This window comes from Paenibacillus sp. FSL L8-0158, assembly GCF_038592965.1.
GTDB classification, from domain to species: Bacteria; Bacillota; Bacilli; order Paenibacillales; family Paenibacillaceae; genus Paenibacillus; species Paenibacillus polymyxa_D.
The window spans coordinates 5,182,156-5,207,698 of sequence record NZ_CP151949.1 but is presented as its reverse complement, the minus strand read 5'-3'; the positions used below and the strand labels follow the sequence as shown (position 1 = coordinate 5,207,698).

The window sequence follows — 25,543 nt, the reverse complement described above, 5'->3', positions numbered from 1 at the left end:
GTTACAGGTGAAGACGTTAAAGCTCGACTGGTGTAAAATCATGATGTTTCCATTTTAGACGATAAGGGTGATGCAGGGCAATGAGTGATATCGTTGTTAGCGATAAGACTTTTGAAATTCAGTCGGAATTCCAACCTCAAGGCGATCAGCCCCAGGCCATTTTTGAATTGGTAGAGGGAATTGCAGAAGGAAAGAAGCATCAAACGCTATTGGGTGCTACGGGAACAGGTAAGACGTTTACCATCGCACAAACCATTGCCAAGTTGAATCGGCCTACGCTGGTTATTGCACATAATAAGACTTTGGCGGCTCAACTGGCGAGTGAGTTTAAAGAGTTCTTTCCGAATAACTCCGTCGATTATTTTGTCAGCTACTATGATTACTATCAACCGGAAGCATACATCCCGTCTTCCGATACGTATATTGAGAAGGATTCCAGCATCAATGAGGAGATTGATAAACTTCGTCACTCAGCGACAAGCTCTCTGTTTGAGCGTCGTGACGTTATTATTGTAGCGAGTGTCTCCTGCATTTATGGTTTGGGTTCCCCGAAAGAATATTCAAGCCTGCTGCTTTCGCTTAGAGTCGGCATGGAGAAACCCCGCAATCAGATTTTGTCCCGCTTGGTCGATATTCAATATCAGCGGAACGATATCAACTTCGTGCGGGGTACTTTCCGTGTACGGGGGGATGTTGTTGAGATATTCCCGGCTTCCCATGGGGAACACGCTATACGTGTAGAACTATTCGGGGATGAAATTGAACGAATTACCGAGATTAATGTGCTTACGGGTGAATTGATCGGTGAACGTGATCATATTGCTATTTTCCCGGCATCTCACTTTGTTACTCATGAGGATACGATGAAGGTAGCATTGGTCAACATTGAACGTGAGCTTGAAGAGCGGTTAGCGGAGTTGAAGGAGCAAGGGAAGCTGTTAGAGGCGCAACGTTTGGAGCAACGTACCCGCTATGATATCGAGATGATGAAAGAGGTTGGCTTTTGTTCCGGCGTCGAGAATTATTCAGGTCCACTGACATTCCGCGAGCGAGGAGCAACACCATATACGCTGATGGATTATTTCCCGGATGATATGCTGATCGTCATTGACGAGTCTCATGTTACGTTGCCGCAGATTCGTGCCATGTATAACGGTGACCAAGCACGTAAGAATGTACTGGTGGAACATGGTTTTCGTTTGCCGTCTGCATTGGATAATCGCCCGTTGAAGTTTGAAGAGTTCGAGGACAAGGTAAGTCAGATTATCTATGTATCAGCTACTCCAGGACCCTATGAGATGGAGAAGTGCGAAACGATGGTGCAGCAGATTATTCGTCCTACCGGGCTTCTTGATCCGATTATTGAGGTGCGTCCGAGCAAGGGGCAGATTGACGATCTTATTAATGAAATACGGCTTCGCATAGAACGTGAAGAACGTGTGCTGGTGACCACACTTACGAAGAAGATGTCCGAAGATTTGACTGACTATTTAAAAGAAGTAGGCATCAAGGTTCGGTATATGCACTCCGAGATTAAGACGTTGGAGCGGATGGCTATTTTGCGGGATCTTCGTCTAGGGACCTTCGACGTGCTAATCGGGATTAACCTGTTGCGGGAGGGTCTTGATTTGCCGGAAGTATCTCTGGTCGCGATTTTGGATGCAGACAAAGAAGGCTTCCTGCGTTCTGAGCGCTCTCTGATACAGACGATCGGAAGAGCAGCACGGAACAGTGACGGTCGTGTTATTATGTACGGTGATAAGATTACCGATTCTATGGATAAAGCGATAAAGGAAACGGAACGTCGGCGTGCGATTCAAATTCAGTATAATGAAGAACATGGGATTACCCCGCAAACCATCCGTAAAAAGATTCGTGATGTTATTGAGGCAACTAAGGTGGCAGAGTCGAAGAATGATTACCTTCCTAATGAGACGGGTAAACTTTCCAAGAAGGAGCGTCAATCACTCATTCAGCGTCTGGAAGCAGAGATGAAAGACGCCGCCAAGAACCTACAGTTCGAGCGGGCAGCCGAGCTGCGTGATGCTTTGCTGGAGTTGCGGGCTGATTAAACATTGCGAATAAGCTGGAAGCAAAACATATGAAAATAAAATGTTTGATTGCTTTGCTTTAAAAATAGTGAGGGCGGCCTATGTGGTCGTTCTCTTTGCGATATATCACTTCCATGGGATAATCCAATGCGATATAGCATGACGTGAACTACGGCTAAGGAGATGAAACATTTGGCGAATGAAAGCATCATCATCAAAGGCGCACGTGCGCATAATCTCAAAAATATTGACGTGACAATTCCACGGGACAAGTTCGTCGTCCTGACGGGGCTTAGCGGCTCAGGTAAATCGTCACTGGCTTTCGATACGATCTATGCGGAAGGGCAGCGGCGGTATGTGGAATCTTTATCTGCGTATGCCCGTCAATTCCTCGGGCAAATGGAGAAACCAGACGTTGATTCGATTGACGGTCTGTCTCCTGCCATTTCCATTGACCAAAAAACAACAAGTCGGAATCCGCGTTCTACTGTCGGAACGGTTACCGAAATCTATGACTACCTGCGGTTGTTGTTTGCCCGGGTGGGTCATCCTCATTGTCCTGAACATGGCATTGAAATTACGTCACAGACCGTCGAACAGATGGTAGACCGCATTTTGCAGTATCCTGAGAAGACACGGCTGCAAATCCTGGCTCCATTGGTATCGGGCCGCAAAGGTGAGCATAAAACACTGTTCACGGATATAGCCAAGCAGGGCTTTGTGCGGGTACGTGTGAATGGCGAACTGCGTGAATTGTCTGAGAAGATTGAGTTGGAAAAGAACAAGAAGCACTCGATTGAAGTGGTCGTAGACCGCATCGTAGTCAAGGAAGATGTGCGTGCGCGTCTGTCTGACTCTATTGAGACGGCACTGAATCTTTCAGGTGGGCAGTTGCTTGTAGACATTATGGGACAAGAGGAGTTGCGGTTCAGCTCCAACTTTGCATGTCCGATTTGTGGATTCAGCATAGATGAACTGTCTCCAAGAATGTTTTCCTTTAATAGTCCGTTCGGCGCTTGCCCGGATTGCGATGGGTTAGGAGTTAAAATGGTAGTTGACCCTGATCTGCTCATTCCCGATCCTGAAAAAAGTGTGGAGGATGGGGCGTTTCAGGCTTGGAGTGGTGGAACTTCCACTTATTATCCTCAATTTTTACAGTCAGTATGCGAGCACTACGGTATTCCGCAGGACATTCCTGTTAGTCAATTGACGACAGAACAAATGAACCTCATTTTACATGGAACGGGTGAACAGAAGATCCGTTTCCGCTATGAGAATGATTTTGGTCAACGTAAGGAAGCCTATGTGACCTTTGAGGGGATTATCCCCAATCTGGAGCGTCGTTATCGTGATACGGCTTCTGAAGGTATACGTGAATTTATTGAAGGCTTTATGAGTGCAAAGCCATGTAACACTTGTAAAGGACACCGACTGAAAAAAGAAAGTCTGTCGGTAACCATTCAAGAACGTAATATAGCTTATGTGACAGCTTTGTCTATCGGTGAAGCTTCACAATTTTTCCATACACTGGAGCTGAGTGAGAAGGAGAAGTCGATTGCCAATCTCATTTTAAAAGAAATTAACAGCCGACTGGGATTCCTCGTTAACGTGGGTCTGGAATACCTGACTTTAAGCCGTGCGGCAGGCACGTTGTCAGGCGGTGAGGCACAGCGTATTCGGTTGGCGACACAGATCGGATCCAGTCTGATGGGTGTGCTTTATATTTTGGACGAGCCTAGTATCGGGCTACATCAGCGAGATAATGACCGTCTGATTAGTGCTTTGGAGCATATGCGAAATCTTGGCAATACCTTGATCGTGGTGGAGCATGACGAAGATACGATGATGGCGGCGGACTATATCATTGATATCGGGCCAGGAGCTGGAATCCATGGTGGGATGATCATGTCGCAGGGGACTCCGCAGGAAGTCATGGAAGACCCGAATTCCTTAACCGGGCAGTATTTGAGCGGACGCAAGTTCATTCCGGTCAATACCGAGCGGCGCAAGCCTGCTGATAAGTGGCTGGAGATTCGCGGAGCCAAGGAGAACAATCTCAAAAATGTGAATGTCAAAATTCCGTTGGGTGTTTTCTCAGCTGTTACTGGTGTATCCGGCTCTGGAAAATCGACGCTGGTTAACGAAATTTTGTATAAAACGTTGGCGCGTGATCTGAACCGGGCGAGAGTACGTCCAGGGCAGCATAAAGAAATTCGCGGGCTAGAACATATCGAAAAGGTTGTTGAGATCGATCAATCGCCAATTGGCCGTACACCGCGTTCCAATCCTGCAACGTATACTGGTGTATTTGATGATATCCGTGACTTATTCTCGCAGACGAACGAGGCCAAAGTACGAGGCTACAAGAAAGGCCGCTTTAGCTTTAACGTTAAGGGAGGTCGTTGTGAAGCTTGTAGAGGCGACGGCATCATCAAGATTGAGATGCATTTTCTGCCGGATGTGTATGTTCCATGCGAAGTATGCAAAGGTAGGCGTTATAACCGGGAGACCCTGGAGGTTAAATACAAAGGAAAAAGTATTGCCGATGTGCTGGAGATGACGGTAGAGGATGCGACGGAGTTTTTTGAAAATATTCCGAAGATTCATCGCAAGATCCAGACGCTGATGGATGTAGGTTTGGGGTATATCAAGCTGGGTCAACCAGCGACTACCTTGTCAGGCGGTGAAGCACAGCGTGTGAAGCTGGCCTCCGAATTGTATCGTCGCAGCACAGGCAAAACCATTTATATTTTGGATGAGCCGACAACTGGTCTGCATGTTCACGATATTGATCGATTATTGACGGTGCTGCATCGTTTGGTTGATTCAGGAGAGACGGTGCTGGTCATTGAGCATAATCTGGATGTGATTAAAACAGCCGATTATCTGATTGATTTGGGACCGGAAGGCGGAAGTGGCGGTGGAACGATCTTGGCTACCGGGACACCGGAGCAACTCGTGAAAGTCGAAGAATCCTATACAGGTCGATACTTAAAGCCGATCCTTGAACGGGATACAGAGCGTAGCCAAGCGCTTCAGACAGTCGATCTATAGATACCGTTTAACGTACGCTTTAAAAGCCCTGCACAGGCAGGAAGGCAGAATACGAACTACTGTATTTATGCCTTCGCCTTGGCAGGGCTTTATTTTTTTTGTAAAAAAAGAAAACTTTTATCAAATTCCTGCGTTAAAGCATGTGACACGTAGTTTACCAAGCGCTGGAATAATAAATCTATACGTATATTCATCGACAGAAAGTCTCTGAGTAGTCTCTAAATTTTGGAGTTTTGGATGTTTAGGCTCGGACTTGAAGAGGTAAATATATAAATCGTCATAGCATCATACAAAGTTCCGTGCCCACGTGACACCATTACAAGTTGAAGCGAAACCGTCTCTAGTTTTATCACATCTAAGGTTCATACAACATCTCTGAGGAAGTCATGAAGGGAGCTGGAACGCTTGAAGGTTAAGCAAAGTAGAGTTTTACGTACACGTGTGTATACATGGGCAGCAGGAGCTGCTTTGGCGGCATGCTTGATGGGATATAGTGCTGCACCGTCCTATGCCTCCGAGGTGTCCGAGGCGTTTGTGCCCAAACAAGCCGAAATCGAAACCAGTGCGACCATTGGCAGTATTAAGGATTTAGGAAACGCTCACAATTACATTCAACCCACAGCGAATGGTGGGTTTTTAACGCTGAACGTCGAGGACGATACAGAAGCAAGTGTAGTACACGTCACATATGGCAAGCTGGACAGTTCTGTGGAGGCTGTATGGAAACATCAGCAGGATCTGAACGTACAGCCCGGAACAAGCAGCAGGGGAGTCCAGCGGGAGACGTCGGATGGTGGCTTGCTGTTTCTGATTGAATATACAAAACCGAACGGAATACGAGAGTTGCAGGCTTCACGATTGGGCGAGGATGGAAACACCTTGTGGTCCAAAACATTACCCACAGATGGCTTGATATCTCATGGGCAGGATTCTCAGGTTGGTTTGGAGCCACTGGAGGATGGCAGTTTCCTGGTCTCCTATCTGAACCTTGCGGAGCAGTCCTTCACTGTACTCAAATATACTGAAACTGGCGATCTACAATGGAATCGAACGACGGCCGGAGTGACCTCGGGTTGGCTGGTCGGCAGTCACAATGGATATTATGCGCTTTTGAACAGCTCAGATGGTCCCGTTGGGGTACAAGCAGATGTATATGGTCGCGATATCCGTGACATTCATTTGGACTTAGGATCAGGTAAAGAAATTGCCGCAGTACGTGAGTTGCCGAGCGGTCATATTGCTGTAACAGGGCTTAAAGGAAACAGCAAGCGTACACAGGTGCTAAGTAATGGTCTGCAATTATTTAGTAATACAGAGGACTACGCGGCTGACCGGGTGTATCTGCCTGAGGAGCAGCTGTATGTCCAGTTCAGTGATCAATATGATCCACTGGGGAAAACCACGAAGATGCATGGCATCACCATTACAGGCTTGAAAGGAAACGGTACGAAGGTGTGGGAAACGAGGACTCACTATAAGGAGGACAATTCCTTCGGCATCCGGTATGATACGGGATTGATATATAAGATACCTTCAGGCTACGTGGTGGTGACATCTACAACAGGCGCTCATAAACCGACAGTACTCGATTTTGCGAAAATATTGATACCGGAGTAATCCGGTGTCTTTTTTTTGTGAAAGTGAGGGGGACGATATTGCGAGGCTGTATGGCGATAAGAAACAGCCTGCTTGTATATGGGATACAAGCAGGCTGTTAATAGACCCTATATTTAAGATGCAACGTGGCTGGACTGTAAAATAGCAGACAGTTTTTCCTGGAAAGTCGGAATACCTACACGCTGTACATATGCGTAAAAGCTTTCGCCAGCGCTCCTGTTTTCTTTGTAGAACAGAATGAGCTCCGCCAGTACAGGTCCAACCTGATCCCCACGTACGCGACCTTTGAGCGCCTTGTTAAACTGGGCGCCTGCCCCAAGCGCTCCGCCGACAGCGATGTCGAACGCGTCGACCAAACCTTCCGGTGTCTTTATGAGCGAGCCTTGCAGACCGATGTCCGCAATATGCTTTTGACCGCAGGAATTTGGGCAACCGATAAAATGAATGCGCACCTTTTCTTCCAATTGTACGTGCTGATCCAAATACTCGGCAACGTCAATCGCCCGTTTTTTAGTTTCCACAATCGCCAGATTGCAAAACTCATTTCCTGTGCACGATATCGTACGACTCATAAAATGCTTGGGTTGTGGTGTCAGGCGTTGCAGCACGGGAGCTTCCAGTAGTTCATCCACTTGCTCATCCGGCACGCCGCTCAGCAAAATATTTTGCGACATCGTGGTACGAATCTGCCCATCGCCATAGCGGTCAGCCAGGTCGGCCAGTTCATGCAACTCGTCAGCACTAAGGCGACCGACAGGCACGTTCAGACCGACATAGTTCAGGCCTTTTTGGGCTTGAGGATGTACACCATCAAAATAGGCGGCTTGCCAGCCAATCGTTTTGTCCTCGCCTCGTCCGGGCATTTCACCGATATACTCTGTGAGCTTAGCCAGAAATTTGTCCGGGCCCCAATCGACAACGAGGAATTTCAAGCGAGCATGGTGCCGCTTTTCCCGATAGCCGTAATCACGGAAAATGGTGGTGACAGCAATAGCAACCTTCAGCACTTCCTCTGGACGAACAAACAAATCCAGAGACTGTGCCATATGCGGCTTGGCGGACAAACCTCCACCAACCATCACATGGAAGCCGATCACTTCTTTTCCGTCGAGGATCTTGGTGGCCGGAGTGAAGGACAGGTCGTTAATTTCAGCCTGTGCATTGTTGTACGTATTACCGGAGATAGACATTTTGTACTTGCGCGGCAGATTGGAGAAGTCTCGATTTAATAAGAAAAAACGGTTTACTTCATCTACAATCTCTTGGGTATCCACCAATTCATTGGGATCAATACCAGCCAGCGGATTACCGACAATGGTACGCGGGCAGTCTCCACAGGCTTCGAAGGAATACAAGTTGACTTTTTCCAGTCTTTCAAAAATATCGGGCAAGCTTTCGACTGTCAGCCAGTGAAATTGAATCGCCTGGCGGGTGGTGACGTCCACAAGACCGCGTCCGTATAGCGCGGATATGTCTGCCAGTGCATGTGCCTGTGCTGAAGTCATGATCCCTGTGTTGATGCGGACTCGCATCATGAAATGACCATCCTTGGGCTTTTGTTGATATACCCCAGCCCATTTGAAACGGTCCATATCGTCCGCAGAGATCGAGTCATAGCCTTCGTTGGCATAGTTTTCGATAATGGTACGGATAACGTCGAGACCGTCCTTTTCCAGCTTGACCAACTCGAATTTGTTAAGCTTATCGGGATGAGCGTTCCAGATTGGTTCGTAGGCCATCCTTTTAACCTCCTTCATGTGCTTATTTAAACTTTAGTATTTTGGATAGAGGACTCACGGCTTTATTTTTTATTTCCGACAATAAAACTAAGATATAATGTGATGGTATCATAGTTGGTTATGCTCGTAAACGAAGGAATGACCTAAACGGTATAACGATTATTTATCGGTTTTGCTTATTTTTTTGATATAAGGATTTGGAAAATTTATAATATAAATAGCATGAGAGGACAGGGATGTAGCAAACGGCGCCTATTAAAAAAAGATAGGGCTTAAAGCGATTGTATACGTGTCCCCTCTATGGTAGATTTGGACTAACTGATAGAACAGGGTCATGTAAGAGAGGAAATGGTGAGTATATGCGTAAGATGGGGAAAAGGGCAGTTGTTCTGGCATTGGGCAGCGCTCTATGTGTTTCTGGTACGGCAGGTGCAGCCAGCAGTGGGACTGCGTTAAAGGCCAAAGTCATTAATGGTGGGGTCTATGTTAACGTAAGTGATATGAATAAGGCATTAGGAACCAGCGGCGCATATAACAGCGCAAATGGTACATATACGTTATCAGCCGGTCGCGTGCCGCAGGTGGTTAAAAATGTATCTCCTTCTGTGGTCGGTATCATTGGCCGTTCAGCCACGGGAGAGACCGTAGCAGGAGGAGATCGATACAACTTGGCTCACGGCACGGGTGTTATCATTCGTACAGATGGATGGATTGTGACGAATGCGCATGTTATCGAAGGATTAGGTGATGCCGTGGTTGTAACCTCGGACGGAAAATCTTACGGAATCACCGACAGCTATAGCGATCCGATCAGTGATTTGGCATTAGTTAAAATCAAGGCAAGCGGCCTCAAACCCGCTACCTTGGCAGCTTCAACGAACAGTCTACAGGTAGGGGAGCAGGTAGTGGCTATTGGTACGCCTATATCCTTTTCACTTCGCAATTCGGCAACCTCAGGTGTGGTTAGCGGGCTGAACCGTGGTGTTAACGCTGCTTATCGCTTGATCCAAAGTGATACCGCGATCAATCCTGGTAACAGCGGCGGTCCGCTGGTCAATCTCAAGGGTGAGGTCATTGGGATCAATACGATGAAATTCTCGGCGGTCGGTATTGAAAATATGGGCTTTTCGATTCCGTCGGATACAGTGAAATATGTTATCGGCCAATTTTTCAAATACGGAGAGGTTCGGCGCGCCAGTCTTGGTCTAGGGCTGGAAGAGAGCTGGTCAGCTATCATCGGATTACCTACTGAGGATCCTTTGAAAGTTACGAAAATTACTTCAGCCAATGCCGTTCAGGCCAAAATCAAGGAAGGCGATGAGCTGTATAGTATTAACGGTAAACGTGTAGCTTCGGCCATTGACGTCAATGAGCTGCTTAAAAACTATCAACCGGGTCAAACGGTGAGTGTACTTATGCAGTCGGACGGTGATATTGTGAAGCGCAAGCTGGTACTGACACAGGATAATGGTGAAATCTATGAGTCCATTCAGTCTGGAGAAGATAGTGAAGATTCGAACGGTTCGGAAGCCGCTGAAGATGGTGGTATAGCGCCTTCTAAGGAAACATCGGAGCCAGCTCAAGGGGCAACTACTGGAAAGTGAACAATAACGGCTCTTGAATCTATAAAATAAAGCTAAAGGGAGATTTACTGTGAAGCATATTCAAAGAAAAATGATGCGTAAGCTGGGGGTCGGCGCTGTCGCATTGTCCCTTCTGCTTTCCGCTTTGCCAGCAGTTGCAGCAGATCAAGATAAAAACATGTTAGAATTGCGTCTGCAAAGTGGCAGCAATACAGCCATCGTAAACGGCCAAAATGCCAATATTACGAAGCCCTATTCCAAAAGTGGTGCACTGATGGTTCCAGCTGGTGTGTTTAAAAAGGCATTTAACAGCAAAATTCGATTGGCTGAAGATAATGTGGTTAAAATCACAAGCGGAGCTCATGTTGTATCGCTAACCGTGGGTAGCCGTACAGCGTGGGTGAGGGGTCACAAGGTAACACTTCCAGCTCCACCGGAAATGTCATCAGGTATTCTCATGGTGCCTCTGCGTCAAGTAGCAGAAGGGCTTGGCGGTAAGTTGGAGAAGAATGGTGCCGGAATCATTATTCGGATGGAAGCACAAGAAGAGGCGGGCACGGTAGCTGAAGAGACACCGAACATTGATAATGATGAGGGCAAGACGCAGATCGGGAACAGTTACTATGACTGGTCTATGAACTATCCAACAGGGCTCGTCATCGGTCAGGGAGGTGGAGATGAGAGTATTTCCACATTTATGGACGAGAACAGTGCGTACTATATGGAAGTGCACACAGCATTACAGCCGGTTCCACTGAATGCGGACGATCTGTTGCAACAATTGGTGCAGGCAGCCAAGGAAACGGGAGAAACTGTGGTGGATCGAAAATCCTTCCCGAAAGCGAAGGTGCCTTATGCTCGTGTCATTACGAAGGATGGGGACGGCGTATTGTGGGAAAATCGTCAGTACTATGACAACGGACGATTGTATGTAGTTTATTTTTCCGATGCTAAAGCAACGAATTATAAAGATCTGGCCCAGTATGCGGGATTTTTAAATTCCTTCAAGACCTCCTTTAATGCGCAGGATAAAAGTATTAAAGACTTGTCCACTGTCGTAGGAGGCACACGTGAGGCCGGGAATCCAGACTACGGTGTGTCACTCAGCATACCTGCAGGCTGGAAAATGGACGATCAACGGATGCAATATGAAAGTAATGATGGATCAAGCTTCCGCGTGAAAATAACCTCGGCTCCAGCGGATGGGAAATTGGAGAACTGGGGCCAGCAGCTGCAAAAATGGCTGAGCGATTCATTTGTGTCTACGGCTTATGAGGCACAGAAGACGTATCCTCTGGAGGTTGCAGGCGTTCAAGGGTTAGTACAGGAGTACCGCTATAATTTTGGCGATGGATGGGTCAAAGAGTACAATGTGCTAATTCAGCAAAATGGATACCGCTACTTGGCTGAATACGCAGTGCCTGAAAAAGTAAGCAAAGGAAATGATCAGTTCAACGCGCTCATTTCCTCGCTTCAAATCGATTTTCAAACCGTAGCGAGTAACTTTGGACAGTTGGAAGAAGACGACTATTTGACAGACAAAACGAAAACGGTCAAAAAGACGTCAAAAGCCTATGAATATACAGTGAATATCCCACGATATTGGACCGCGATTAGCGATCAATTTGAATTGGGCGATGTAGAGTACCAGTTTACCGGAGGACGTTTTTCCATCAAAATCGACAACGACCAATCATTTGAACTAACGGTATCCCAGCTCAAGGACTTCTACGATAAGCAAGCAAAGAACTACAAAAACCTCAAAGTTGAGGAGGTTAAGGACGTAACATTTGCTGGTGTTCCGGCAGTGTCCTTTACATTCCATCGTATCGAGGAAGGCATTGGCTACACAGGCCACCAATTGGTTTTGGAACGTGACGGAAAAACGTATACCGTGACAACGACATTGAATGATGCGAACAACACGGCTGTACAGTCTAACGCACTGGATTCGACGTTAAATTCGTTTAATTTTGTGAAGTAGAAGGTGTAGGTAAAAGATTAGCGAGGTTGTGGGGGAAGCGCTATGCGTGCCATTTGATCCTCCGATCGCTGTTGACCCGGGATTCTTTGATTGTTTAAGTGATTTATATGTAAGAATCCCAGGTCAAAGGCGAACGCTGACGCTTCTTCGGATTCAAATGGCCCGCTTCGCTGGCGCCGCCATAAGACCACCAATCTTATAATGAGTGAAGTAAGCACTAGGGAAGTCTATACGGATTTCCCCGTATAGGAGGAATCCGAAATGATTACGCTAAAAGCAGTCGACAAATATAATTGGGAAGCATGTGCCGAACTTAAACCGACACCTGAGCAAAAAAGATTTATGGTATCTAACCTTTTTTCGATTGCGGAGTGTCAGTTTTTAGATGGATTTTTACCTAAAGCAATTTATAATGATGACGAATTAATTGGTTTTACAATGTATGGTTTAGACCCGGATGACGGAAATTACTGGGTTTACCGATTTATGATTGACGAAAGATTTCAAGGTCAAGGTTATGGCTACAATGCGATGTTGCTGGTTATCGACGAAATAAGGAAAGCCAGTGATAGGACGGATGTTATCATGATTGGGTATAAACCAGACAATGAACTAGCTAGAAAGCTATATAGTAAATCAGGCTTCAGGGAGAAGGGAATATCACCCTGGGGAGAAATGCTTGCGAAGTATAGGTTTGCCTAGTTAATGATAGGATGACTCACCTCCAAAGCACCGCTTGACGGGATTGGAGGTGTTTTTAGTATTATTTTCTAAAGGAATCGCTTGGAAAGTGTAGAAGCTTAGGTCGCAGTCTGGTACACTAGATTAGTTACAAGATAAGAATGATTCTGCCGCAGATGTTTGTGATGCGGATTTTTTGAGTTGGATGTAATTCACGCGAGGAACCGATGGTTCAGTGTGTGGATGATCGGACAAGATGATAGAGACGGATAGGATTTAAAATATGATTCTTAGTAGGCTTCCATTCCCCTGACTAAACATGATCAGCTTTGGAATGAGTCTATGGAACATCCATGAGATTACCAAGTAAGCAGCATAGCTGCCCTGAAAACAACGATTATCCCCTCGGGGGATCATTCGTTTTCAGCATATGGGGAGGGCAATAATGAAATCAGCAGTACGAAGAGAAGATGTCGAGCTTCTGGCACCAGCCGGTGACTGGGATTGTATGCGTGCGGCGGTGGCAAACGGGGCTGATGCGATCTTTTTCGGGGTGGAAAAGTTCAACGCACGAGCACGGGCGAATAATTTCCGCATGGAGGAACTGCCTGAAATTATGGCGTTTTTGCATAGCTATGGGGTTAAAGGTTTTTTAACATTCAATATATTGGTATTTGAAAACGAGCTGGAGGACGCTAAGGAGCTGGTCGATGCCTGTATTGATGCCGGAGTCGATGCCTTGATTGTCCAAGATATGGGTTTGGTGAAAATGATCCGCGACATTTCACCGGATTTTCCGATTCATGGTTCTACCCAAATGACGATTACCTCGCCGGAAGCGGTAGAGTTTACAAAGCCGTACAATATGGAACGGGTCGTGCTTGGACGCGAAAACAACCTGAAACAGATCCAAAAAATAGGTGATCAGGCGAGACTTCCAATGGAGGTATTCGTACATGGAGCATTATGCGTATCTTATTCTGGCCAATGCCTGACTTCAGAAATGTGGGGCGGCCGCTCTGCTAACCGTGGTGAGTGTGCACAGGCATGTCGTTTGCCTTACGATCTGATGGTGGATGGAGAGCAGAAACCAATGGCGGATGTGACGTATCTACTGTCACCTAAGGATCTAGCAGCGATTGACTTGATGCCTGAACTGATCGACGCGGGTGTTGTTTCTTTTAAGATTGAAGGACGACTGAAAACACCTGAATATGTGGCAAATGTGGTCAGCAAGTACCGCAAGGCCATTGATAAGTATTTTGATGGCGATACGTCCAAGACCAGCAAAGAAGATATTCGCGAGCTGCAGCAGAGCTTTTCACGCGGCTTTACGCACGGTTTTCTCGAAGGAACCAATAACAAGAAGCTGGTTGACGGTACGTTCCCGAAAAGCCGGGGGGTGTATCTGGGCCGAGTGGAACAAATCCTTCGTGATGGCGTAGTGTGCCGTATTGATGCACCGCTCAAGCGTGGCGATGGTATTGTATTCGATGCGGGAGATCCCACGCAAAAAGAAGAAGGCGGACGCGTATACGATATCCGCCGCAAGGGCGTGAAGATTGAAGGCGAAGCCGGAGAAGGATGGATCATCGACATCGTAGCGGGACGCAATGATGTGGACCTGCGCCGTGTACACGTGGGCGATCGCATTTGGAAGACCAACGACCCGGCGCTGGACAAGCGTCTGCGCCAGTCGTACGACACGGACAAGCCGTACCGGGTCTTCCCAGTACATGTGCGGGTCAGCGGCTCTCCAGGACAACCGCTGTCGACATGGTGGACCGACGTGCAGAAAGGCACAACGGTCCGCGTGGACTCCGAGCTGGAACTCGAAATTGCCCAGAAGCGTCCGATGACGCACGAACTGCTCGAGGAGCAGTTCGGCCGACTGGGCGGAACGGTGTTCCAGCTGGAAGAGCTGGACGTCCATCTGCATGGGGACGTCATCGTGCCGATGCGCGAGCTGAACGGTATCCGCCGTCAGGCGGTGGAACTGCTCGCGGGCGAGCGCCCCAAACCGCCCGTGTACACGAAGCGGGCGGTCGAGGTGTATGACGATGCATCGACTCCGGCATCGTCTGTGGCACGCGGTCAGGCAGAGCTGACCGCGTTGTGCCGCAGCCTCCCTCAGGTGGAGGCTGCGCTCGAGGCCGGCGTGGAGTTCATCTACGCCGACTTCGAGTTCATCAAGCAATTCCCGGCAGCCGTAGAGGCTGTGCACGCTGCAGGCCGCCGAATTGCGCTAGCGACCCCGCGTATTCACATGCCGGGTGAAAATGGCTACCACAACAACATCTTGCGCCTGAAGCCGGATGCTGTGCTGGTACGTAATCCAGGGGCATTGTATTTCTACTTGCGACATCGGTTGGAGAACCCGGACGCACATCATCCGCAATTGATTGGTGACTTCTCGCTGAACATAGCCAATCATAAAGCGGCTGATCTGTTCCTGGATTCTGGCTGCGACCTGGTTACGCCGTCGTACGATCTGAACATCCAGCAAATGGTCGATATGCTCAGACGTACGCGTACCGATAAGCTGGAGATCGTGATCCAGCAGCATATGCCAATGTTCCATACTGAACATTGCGTATACTGTACCTTTATGAGTGAAGGCACCGACTACACCAACTGTGGTCGCCCTTGCGAGGATCATCGCGCATCCCTGCGTGATCGAATTGGTATGTCTCATCCGGTCCGTGTGGACGAAGGCTGCCGCAACACGGTATACAACGCGATTGAGCAATCCGGGGCGGAATACCTGTCTAACTTCCTGGAGCTGGGCGTGTCCCGTTACCGCGTGGAGTTTTTGGAGGAGACACCGGAGCAAGTGCATGAGGTTATTGATCTCTATAACCGTGCCCTGCGCGGAGAAATCAGCGGAACACAAGTATGGAAGACGCTGAAAGCGACGAATCAGTTGGGTGTTACACGTGGGCAACTGGTGAAGTAAATAACTGTATATTTGTTCGGGAGCCAGAAAGATTCCGGCAGCATAATATATTCATATAGAAACCAAGTGATTAGAAGACATGTTCTCTTTGAGGGAAGATGTCTTCTTCTTTAACCTATCAAATTCATCTATCTTCCTGTTATAATCATAGACAGTATATCTATCCGTTATATTGAAGACAAAGGAGTTTTACCTATGAAAATCCGTAAAGCGATTATTCCTGCTGCGGGATTAGGAACCCGGTTCCTTCCTGCTACGAAAGCGATGCCTAAAGAGATGCTTCCGATCATAGACAAACCAACGATTCAATTTATTATCGAAGAGGCCGTAGCATCTGGCATTGAGGATATCATTATCGTTACTGGTAAAGGTAAAAGAGCAATTGAGGATCACTTTGATTACTCATTCGAGTTGGAGTATAATCTGACTTCGAAAGAAAAATGGAACCTGCTCAATGAAGTGCGTAAGCCATCTGAGATGGCAGATATCCACTATATTCGTCAAAAGGAACCTAAAGGGTTGGGGCATGCCATCTGGTGTGCACGTAAGTTTATCGGTGATGAGCCTTTTGCCGTCCTTTTAGGGGATGACATCGTTGAGTCTGAGAATCCATGCCTCAAACAGATGATTGACGTGTTCGATGAGTATCAGCGTTCTGTTGTAGGTGTAAAACAAGTGGATTGGAACGAGGTACATCGTTACGGCATAGTTGAAGGCCATGCACTTACTTCCAAAATCTCTGAGGCGGAACGATTAGTGGAAAAGCCCAAAAAGGAAGAAACCAACTCTAACTTGGCGATCATGGGACGTTATATCTTGACGCCTGATATTTTTGATATCCTGGGTCAGCAATCCGCAGGAGTAGGCGGGGAAATTCAACTGACGGACGCATTGTCCAAACTGGGAGAAAAGAGCCCCATTCTGGCCTACGAATTTGATGGCAATCGCCACGATGTTGGCGAGAAATTGGGATTCATTGAAACTACTATTCATTATGCTCTACAGCATAACGAAATCAAGGATGAAGTACTGGCTTATATGAGACAGGTTATTGAAAAGATTGATCAACAAAAATAGCCTTACTATAAGAAGTTTCGGGAAGATACTTTTTTTTGCGAAAAAAAGGTAAAAATTTTAAATGATGTAATAAAAAGAAACTTTTTCTCTCTTGATGCGTCTTATATATTGAGAGATTGCTCCTTGAGGTTCTCTCAACTTTATCGAAGGGGGGGATTAAGATGAATTCTCCAGAATTAGTATTTTTCGAACAAGAGGACACCCTTGATTTGGACTTACAAATTAATGATCTAACATTAAAGCAAGCGAAAAATCCTTGCACAAGCACTGTAACTTGTAGTGTTTCTAGATGCCTTGGTACACATGTGACTTGTGAGTGTTGGTGCTAACTTTAAAAGAAATCTGACCCTGGATATTATTTCATACATCCAGGGTCTTTTACTTCAGGAGGAGGTTATCCTATAGTGGATAAAGTTACAAATATAAATATGTTTCAGTCATTAGATTTTTTTATGGTGAGAGTACCACTATTGCCTATTGATTTTTACTATAACTTATTCAGTGAAAGTACTACATATGATGTGACAAGGAACAAGGCTTTATCTTTGTTAACAGACCCTGTTATACGGGAAGCGATCACCATAGCCAGCCCTTCACTTATGAATTCTATCAATAATGTCCTAACCAATAAAAATACTAAAAAAATGAACACGGTGCTACGGGCAGTTGTGAATTATCTAATCAGGCTTTCTTCAAGAGCTACACCTTATGGGATTTTTTCTGGGGTTTCTATAGGTCTCTTTTCGGAACTTAGCCGCTTGGAAGTGGGTGATTCTAGGCAGAACAGGAAAATATCCCGTCCAGATATGGAATGGATCATGGGATTGGTTAGATATTTAGAGAAAGAGGGAAATGTGGTAAAACAGTTGGCGGTGCGGACTAATCCATCCTTGTATTTATCTGGTACAAGGATAAAATTGCCATTTTTAAACTATATTGAACAACACCACGATCCTGATGTAAAACGAATGAAAAGTAGTTCGATAAAAGCGTCCAAGCCGGTTCAGCTTGTGATGGATTATGCACAAACTCCGATTCCTTTTGCTAATCTAGTTAAGAAAATACAAGAAGAGTATCCCGAAAACAAAGAAACTTTAATAACTGAATTTCTGATGAAGCTATTGAATCAGGAGTTTTTAATTAGCAATTTGAGACCACCATTATGCATAGATAATATGGATTTGCCTTTTGAATATCTACGAAAACAGATAGCACCTATAAACAATATTGAATATATCAAAAAAGGTCTGGATGAAATTAGTGAAGAAATAAAACAATACGATGATTCTCCAATAGGTAAGGGGGAATCCTTGTACAATCAGCTATGTATAAGAATGAGAAAATTAGTTCCAACGAAAGAAACTTTGCAGATTGATATGGAGACAAAAGTAGAAGAAGCCTTTTTAAGCCAAAATGTCTCTAAAGATATTGCTAGATCAGCAGAGATCTTATGGAGGCTGTCGCCGGATTTGAGTAATCCTCATTGGACACAGTACCGAAATGATTTTATAGAGAAATATGGTATTGATTGTCAGGTTCCGATCTTAGAGCTTTTGGACGAAGATTTAGGGTTAGGGGCTCCGCCTGATTATAAATATCCTGAGAGTAGATATAGTTTAGAACACCCTATACTAAATGCAGAGAGAGAGAAGGTTCTGGCAAACTGGATTACAAATGTTATTAAAGAAGGAAAAATAGAAATAGAACTGACGGATGAAAAATTAAAGAGAATCGAGACTTTATCTGATGAACTTTTGCCCCCTACCTCTATAGAAATGTATGTTACCATAGCAGCAAATAGCGAAGAAGCTTTGAAAAATAACGAATATAAGATCATTATCAACCCCAATTCGGGAAGTGCAGGTGCGGGTAAAACATTTGGAAGATTTGGACCAATCCTAGATAAGACTGCAAGAGAGAAGATCACGAACACGTATAAAATTCAAGAGGAATACAGAAAAGATGCTATATTTGCTGAACTTGTATATTTAACGGTCAATAGTAGACATTCTAACGTAGTGATTACCAACAAATCATATAGTCACCAAATTGTGTTGGGAACTAATTATTCCAATGTAGATACTTCAAAACAAATTTCAATTTCTGATTTATATGTAGGATGTACCCACAATTACTTTTATTTAAAGTCACAGTCGTTGAATAAAGAGATAATCCCAGTTTCCACCAACATGCTAAATTACAATAATGCTCCCAATGTATACCGTTTTTTAATGGAAATTTCACAAGAAAGACACAGAAGCATTTTGCCTTTTCAGTGGGGAGGCCTATCGGAATTCCCTATGATGCCTCGTGTGAAATATAAAAACATAATTTTATCTTTAGCGAAATGGTCGCTTAATAAAAATAACGATGAATTAAAAAAATGTATAAACGAGGAGGATTGGATTGAGGGTTTTGAAAAGTGGAGAGGGGAGTGGCGCGTTCCAAGATATGTTTATATCACCACTTCTGTTTCAGATAACAGAGCACTAATTGATCTTAAAAATGAGTTTTTCATATTAGAGCTATTTGAGAAATATCATAAATTAAGTGATTCACAATCATTATGGTTAACCGAGAGTGGATTTGAACCAAGTGACGTATGGGCTAGAGGGAAAGAAGGGCGCTTTATCGCAGAGTACGTTATTCCCTTAGTAAGGACAAATGTAGAGGAACCTTTGACCCCGAAGCAGTGTGAAGATATGAATCTTATTCAAAGACCAATCAGAGAGCATTCAAACATTATATATTTACCGGGAAGTGAATGGCTTTATATAAAGCTTTATGGTATGTCTGAACGAGAGGAAGAGTTTATTGGCAATTACATTAGAACATTTTGTGAGCAGGTAGAGAATCAAGGAATAATAAATCGTTATTTTATTGTTAGGTATAAAGATCCGGATCATCATATACGGTTACGACTTCATGGTGAGGAATCCGTTGTTTGTAAACAACTAATCCCTGCTATTCATATGTGGGCTAGACGCCTAAAGGTTGAAGGTCTACTAAGTAAAATAATATTTGATTCATATGAGCCGGAAATTGAGCGATACGGTGGTAAACGTTTAATTAGTATAGCGGAGCGTTTTTTTGCTGTTGATTCGAAGATTACAGTAGAACTGGTCTCTTTAAAATATAACAATAAGTTGAATGTTCCTATAGAGATTATTGGTTTCATTAGTGTAATTGATATTTTAAATCAGTTTATACCAGCGGTAGAACGGCAAGTTACTTGGTTTCATGAAGAAGAATGGCATAAGGAGCATGTAAAAGATTTTATGAAGGACCGTACTTTTTATATAATTTTGTGCGATGTTTCGGACAATTGGTCCTCACTTAGAAATTTGGAATACGGGGACTACTTATTATCTAAGTTTCAAGAGCGAAAAAAAATAATAAATGAATATAAAGAGGCACTTGAACATGAAAAGGATTTAACGAATACATTTTCCAATATTCTAGGTAGCCTCATTCATATGCATTTAAACCGTCTTATAGGTACGAATAGGAAAATGGAAAGAAAGATAATGTCGTTGTTAAGTCATTCTTTATATCATTTTAATGAATCAATAAAGCACAAGAAAAAATGTATTTCAAAGGAGTTGAACGTTGATGACAGTAGTACAAAACAATAAGAGCCTGCATAACGATATTGTGAAAATTGTAAGTGTTATAAGTGCCAGGTTGACTGACCCCCAGTATGTACAGACTATATGTTCTTCTGAGCAGAATCATGTAGATAAACAAGAGGAGTTTAATTGGAATGATATAAGCCTGGCAACTGGATTTCCAGCAATCAGTATTTTGTATGGGAGACTAAGTACTGTATTAAAGGATGAGAGATTAAAAGAGTATGCACACTCCTACCTTTTAAGTACTCGTGAATCATTAAAGAAATCAGGAGCGTCATTATCACTATGGGAAGGATTATCTGGTGTTGGATTTGCCGCGTATCTATTATCTGACAATGGTATAAAATACAGGAGATTTATCAACCAAATTAACACTTTGATATTGCGTCATGGTAGTGCTGATCTACTGAATGCAAAAAGTAGGCTGGAATCAGGTACGTCAATTAATGATTATGATGTAATTTCCGGATGGAGTGGCATAGGAAGGTATCTGTTACTGTTCTCTGATATACCTGAAATTAGGGAGCTCCTTATTGGTGTTCTTGAGTATCTTGTTCTTCTAAGTAAAGATAGGATTATCAACGATAAACAAGAGGTTCCGAATTGGTATATTTCAAATAAATATTTACTTTCACATGAAAAGGATGAATATCCATTTGGATATTTTAATATGGGTTTAGCTCATGGAGTTCCTGGCTCCTTGGCATTATTATCTATAGCGTTACTTCAAAATATAAAGGTACCTGGTCAAATAGAGGCAATTCAACGATACTGTGACTGGATAACAAAATGGAAATTGGAACAAACAGATAGAATACAGTGGCCCTTAATTATAAGCTACGAAGAATTTACAAACGATCAATTATACGCTAAAAAACATCGGGATGCTTGGTGTTATGGTTCGGCAGGTGTTGCGAGGAGTCTATTTTTAGCAGGTAGATCCATCGGGGATAGAAGCTTGGAGGTTTTAGCTGTAAACGCATTTAAATCGATATACAAAAGATCTATCGAAGAGTGGAATATTTATTCACCAACGGTATGCCACGGATATTCAGGATTATTGAAAATTACCTATCATATGTATCGGGACACACACGATCCTGAATTGCAAGAAAACTATCAAAGCTTGCTCCGAACGGTCGTTAAAATGTTTGATGAAGAATCGGCATTTGGTTTTTATGATTTATATAGGGATTCTAATTCTACTAAGAATTTAAATTATGTAGGTTTACTTGACGGTGTTTCGGGAATAGCCATGACATTACTAGATTCTCTTTATCCTGATGAAAAGGATTGGGGGGCGAGCTTATTGATTTGCTAAGGTAATAAGTAAAGTAACGGATGAATTACTCAAACCACAGAGAGGAACTGGTTAGCGTTCTTAATCGATAACAGGGTTACAATTCCACTCAAAAGATGAACAATAAAAAGGGTTATCTCAAAGGCAGTTTTTTTATAGTAAAACAGCCTAAATGAGACGAATTATAATTAACTTCATGAGAAAAAGCGTAGGTTACAAGGCTGAATTAGTCCGAAACCTGCGCTTTTTGCTTCACTAGAGTCTGTAAAATAGTTTGTTTAGTAAAATGGAAGTCATAGAAAGGGGGGAGAATACATGGGGCTTTGGTCAAAAGAGCAACTGCGAGCTTTCATTAAGGAGAAAAACCAGGTGACTGCACAGGATGTGTAAAATGCCTTAAATGAACTGCTCGCGGAGACTCTTCAGGAGGTGTTGGAAGCAGAAATGGACGCGCACCTGGGCTAGGAGGAGCAAGAGATCAAGGGTAAAATGACGCCAAACAGCCGTAACAGCAATAGCAAGAAAGAACGTCGTTAGCGAGTATGGCGTGCTGTACCTCGACGTGACGGGCGGCCAGCCAAATGAATGGAATAGCTCTTAAACGGCTTTGACGATTTGACGGGATGAGTAGATGCACTACATGTAGGCGTAGAGAATGACTTTGGTGAGCTTATTGCGATGATTGCTGTTTCACCCCCTTCAGGGTAGGCTGCGTCTAAGGTGGTGTCATCGAACCAATTCAGGGTCTCACTTACGACGCGAGCGAGTTGATACTGATGACTTCTCGAATGGAATCGACCCAAGCAATGATGACTTTAGGTTCCAGTTATTTTCCAGTACTTGTATTTTTTTCTGCTTTTACTTTTTCAAGCTCTAAAGAGAGTTCTGGACCTCTTCTGTAGCTGTATTGCTTACCTACAGGCTGCTCCAGACGGTATACTTCGTCCACCACATCCACGTCTTGAGCTGTGTCTTATTTCGTATCCCGAACTGCTCTATAACCTCTTTTACAGGTACTCATGCCAATCTAATTTCTATTACTTTCATTTTTATTTCTAACGGGTAACTCAACTCTAGTTGCCAACGCAAAAACACTTTCAAGGTTATCACCCTATCTTACGACAGGATTGCATTCTCTTGAAAGTGTTTTAATTGTCTTACGTTATGGGGTCAGTCCCTCTCCATATCTTACGACATGGTTCGATTCTCTTGAAGGTGTTTTGATTTGTCTCCCGTTATGGGGTCAGTCCCCACTTCCATTTTACCAAGGATGGGCTTTTTTGTTTTTTAGGGCATCCCATCGATTTATGGGACAGCCTCAAATAAACAAAACAGAGAACAACTAAACTCCAGGGACTATTCTCTTTTCAGTTCGTTTATCAGTTCTTTTTCCTTGGGATCAGCTTGAATCAGCTTATCGTACAATGCTTTGTCATCTTGTCCCTGCTTTTGCAAAGCGGCAATATAGTATCGGGTTACCTCACGATTCGTAGCGTCACTCAGATCGTCCTTCAAGCCGTTTTTCAGGATGATGGCAGCCTCGGCGGGTTTACCTGACATGAACTCAATTTTTCCAGCACTGAGCGCAATGCTTGGAGTTACTTCAAAAGTACGTATCAATTGAATTTCAGGTGGAATCGTCTTAAGATGAGCTACCCCATCTAGAACCTGCTGATAAGCAGCAAGACCTGCTTGGAAATACTTCTGTTCCTTGGCTGAGTCCTTAGCCAATCGAGCTTTATTGCCAAATTCAAACGCTTGGGTAATCAGCAAATTGTACCAATCCAGATCCCAGGTGAAGTTAGCACGGTTATTTTCCAAAATGGCAAATGCCTTGTCATTGTTTCCTTTAGCTTGCTCAAGTCGCATTTTGATAAACAGCATATTTCTATTATACGGTTCTGCCTGCAGCCCCAAATCAACAATGGTCATACCGCCTGTATAGAACTCTTCGCGTTTGGTTTGCTTGTAGACCTGATAATACATACTAGACAAACCAACAATTGAATCAATATGAGTTGGGCGCAGATTCAAGTCCTTATTATAAGCAGCTTGTCGTTGTTCGAACGAATTGCTGCTTTCCAGCGCTTTTGCTTCCCAGGCAGCATTGCTGGCTTGTGCAAAGCGCAGCCCTACAAACAGAAGCACAATACTGAGAACACAAATGACGATACTATAAATCGGACGGAAACCTTCAGGCTTCATCGCCAAGCGTTTTACAGGTTGTGCATCCATTGCTGCAGCCATACCCCCGAGTCCAATAAACACCAGTATACCCATGAACACATAACTCATATTAAAGTCCAATAGACTATGGAGCAAAATGGACATTGCCAAGATCAGGTAAAGGAAGTGGCTATCCCGCTTTTCCTCATCGCTCTTGATGTAACCTTTAATGTATTTATAGAAAATATAAAGGATAAACGCCATAAAAATAATGAATCCAAGAATACCGGCCTCTACCAGATACTGCATGAAAAAGTTATGTGCCTGTGCGCTTGTGTAGCCATAGTCTTGATATTTTCCATACAGCGTAGCCCAACCGCCGCCACCTGCGCCAATCAACGGATAATCAGCAATTAGCTTGGAAGCATCGCGATAAAAGGTTATACGTTCCAGCACACTATGCTGTTGGAAGTTGATATTTTCCAGACGTGTCTCTACATTGGCTGGTAGAAAAGTTCGTAGTCCTGTACCAATGAGCAGGAACGCAATTACACCAATCACGACCACAGAGCCAACAGGCAGCCACAGATTAGAGAGTTTACGTGAGGCTAGACCGTGCATCCCTTTTTCCAAACGAGATCCCAGAGAGGTTTGTATAAGCCATAGAACAACTGCAGTCACCAAGGAAGTCCCAAGAAGCAGTCCCCAGCCTTTAGCAGCCACAGCACCGTTGTAGGTCTGATTCAGCTGTAATCCCCAATTTGTAATAGGACTCAAAATAGCAAGTGAAACGACACCCGCAATTGCGCAATGCAAAAGCCATAAGATTTGCCGCGCTGGCTTAAAGAACAGAAGTAAAAGAACAAATACGACTGGCAGCATTATGAGACCACCACGTGAAAGTGTCAGGAACAGTGATACCAATATAGGCACCAGCATAAAGGCATGAGTCGCTTTTCCATACCACGTCTTCGACTTCATCAGACAAAAGATAGCTGCGAACAAAAATGCCATCAAAAATGCCGCATATGTATTCGCGTACTGGAAGACGGAAGTGAGACGCGGACCATTAGTATCTATCTTTATGGCATCAACGTAGCGATTACCGCTTACCATTGTTGAGAACCAATCCACGAGTCGTCCGGCCAATACCCACTGTCCAAACCAGTTGATGAGGCCGAAGCCTATAATAATATAAGCTACGGTCATAATCGCGGTTTGGATGATCTGGTTGCTCAACCGATCTCGCAAGGCGTACAATGTAATGATGAAGAACGAGGCATAGATGCACTGCACCACTACCATGTTCATCGCGAGATAATGAGAAGCAGCAGAAATCAATGAAAGCACGAACGTCAGCGGAAGTAAGATAACAAGCACAGCCAACCAGTCTCTTTGATCTTCCAATTTGAATTTCTTATAATAGGTTACGATTCCCAATATCAGCAGAATCGTGCTGATGATCAAAGCCCAATACAGAGGCTTCTCAAATTCGAGCATTTGCCCATTAAAAATTGCAGCCTGGAAGGGGGCCCAAACTAAAAACAGAATCATGCCAACAATTAACACCCAAAATATAGCCGGCCTTTTATCGTCACGGGTCGACGTTTTGGCCTGTTTCCCGTATACTGGATTCGACAAGGTTTACAATCTCCTTTTCTTGTAGATACGTCAATATTTTAGCACATTGATTATCTACGAGC

General features: G+C 44.4%; 12 protein-coding genes. 10 read left to right on the top strand and 2 right to left on the bottom strand.

Annotation, left to right across the window (positions count from 1 at the left end; translation table 11 throughout):
• The first annotated feature begins 80 nt into the window (after positions 1-80).
• From uvrB to NSQ68_RS23060, 3 genes are all read left to right on the top strand, one after another.
• Positions 81-2,072 (top strand): excinuclease ABC subunit UvrB, encoded by a 1,992-nt coding sequence (uvrB, locus tag NSQ68_RS23070; RefSeq protein WP_274482900.1) that lies wholly within the window; start codon positions 81-83, stop codon positions 2,070-2,072.
• 171 nt (positions 2,073-2,243) lie between these two features.
• On the top strand, positions 2,244-5,105 hold the full coding sequence (gene uvrA / locus NSQ68_RS23065) for an excinuclease ABC subunit UvrA (RefSeq protein ID WP_342427279.1): 2,862 nt from the start codon (positions 2,244-2,246) through the stop codon (positions 5,103-5,105).
• Positions 5,106-5,510: 405 nt separating this feature from the next.
• Entirely contained in the window at positions 5,511-6,722 is a 1,212-nt protein-coding gene (locus NSQ68_RS23060; RefSeq protein WP_342427278.1) for a hypothetical protein, read from the top strand.
• Positions 6,723-6,835: 113 nt separating this feature from the next.
• Here the strand turns inward: NSQ68_RS23060 and NSQ68_RS23055 are convergent, their stop codons facing one another.
• Entirely contained in the window at positions 6,836-8,461 is a 1,626-nt protein-coding gene (locus tag NSQ68_RS23055; RefSeq protein WP_342427277.1) for a nitrite/sulfite reductase, read from the bottom strand.
• A 359-nt stretch (positions 8,462-8,820) separates the two neighbouring features.
• On the opposite strand from NSQ68_RS23055, the gene NSQ68_RS23050 reads away from it, so the two are divergent.
• From NSQ68_RS23050 to NSQ68_RS23020, 7 genes are all read left to right on the top strand, one after another.
• Positions 8,821-10,065, top strand: coding sequence for a trypsin-like peptidase domain-containing protein (locus NSQ68_RS23050; RefSeq protein ID WP_342427276.1), 1,245 nt, complete (start codon positions 8,821-8,823; stop codon positions 10,063-10,065).
• Positions 10,066-10,114: 49 nt separating this feature from the next.
• Positions 10,115-12,028, top strand: a complete 1,914-nt coding sequence (locus NSQ68_RS23045; protein ID WP_342427275.1) for a stalk domain-containing protein — start codon at positions 10,115-10,117, stop codon at positions 12,026-12,028.
• Positions 12,029-12,289: 261 nt separating this feature from the next.
• A complete protein-coding gene (locus tag NSQ68_RS23040; RefSeq protein ID WP_342427274.1) occupies positions 12,290-12,730 on the top strand; it encodes a GNAT family N-acetyltransferase in 441 nt (146 codons plus the stop codon).
• A gap of 424 nt (positions 12,731-13,154) precedes the next feature.
• Positions 13,155-15,665 (top strand): U32 family peptidase, encoded by a 2,511-nt coding sequence (locus NSQ68_RS23035; protein WP_069290501.1) that lies wholly within the window; start codon positions 13,155-13,157, stop codon positions 15,663-15,665.
• A gap of 195 nt (positions 15,666-15,860) precedes the next feature.
• Positions 15,861-16,742 carry a UTP--glucose-1-phosphate uridylyltransferase GalU gene (gene galU, locus NSQ68_RS23030; RefSeq protein WP_342427273.1) on the top strand — a complete coding sequence of 294 codons (882 nt, stop codon included), beginning with the start codon at positions 15,861-15,863 and terminating at the stop codon, positions 16,740-16,742.
• Positions 16,743-17,146: 404 nt separating this feature from the next.
• Positions 17,147-20,377 (top strand): lantibiotic dehydratase, encoded by a 3,231-nt coding sequence (locus NSQ68_RS23025; protein WP_342427272.1) that lies wholly within the window; start codon positions 17,147-17,149, stop codon positions 20,375-20,377.
• Positions 20,355-21,695: a lanthionine synthetase C family protein gene (locus tag NSQ68_RS23020; protein ID WP_342427271.1), complete on the top strand. Its 1,341-nt coding sequence runs from the start codon at positions 20,355-20,357 to the stop codon at positions 21,693-21,695. The genes NSQ68_RS23025 and NSQ68_RS23020 overlap by 23 nt, the downstream gene beginning before the upstream one ends.
• Positions 21,696-23,030: 1,335 nt before the next feature.
• Here NSQ68_RS23020 and NSQ68_RS23015 read toward each other — a convergent pair.
• Positions 23,031-25,481: an O-antigen ligase family protein gene (locus NSQ68_RS23015; RefSeq protein ID WP_342427270.1), complete on the bottom strand. Its 2,451-nt coding sequence runs from the start codon at positions 25,479-25,481 to the stop codon at positions 23,031-23,033.
• Positions 25,482-25,543 lie beyond the last annotated feature (62 nt).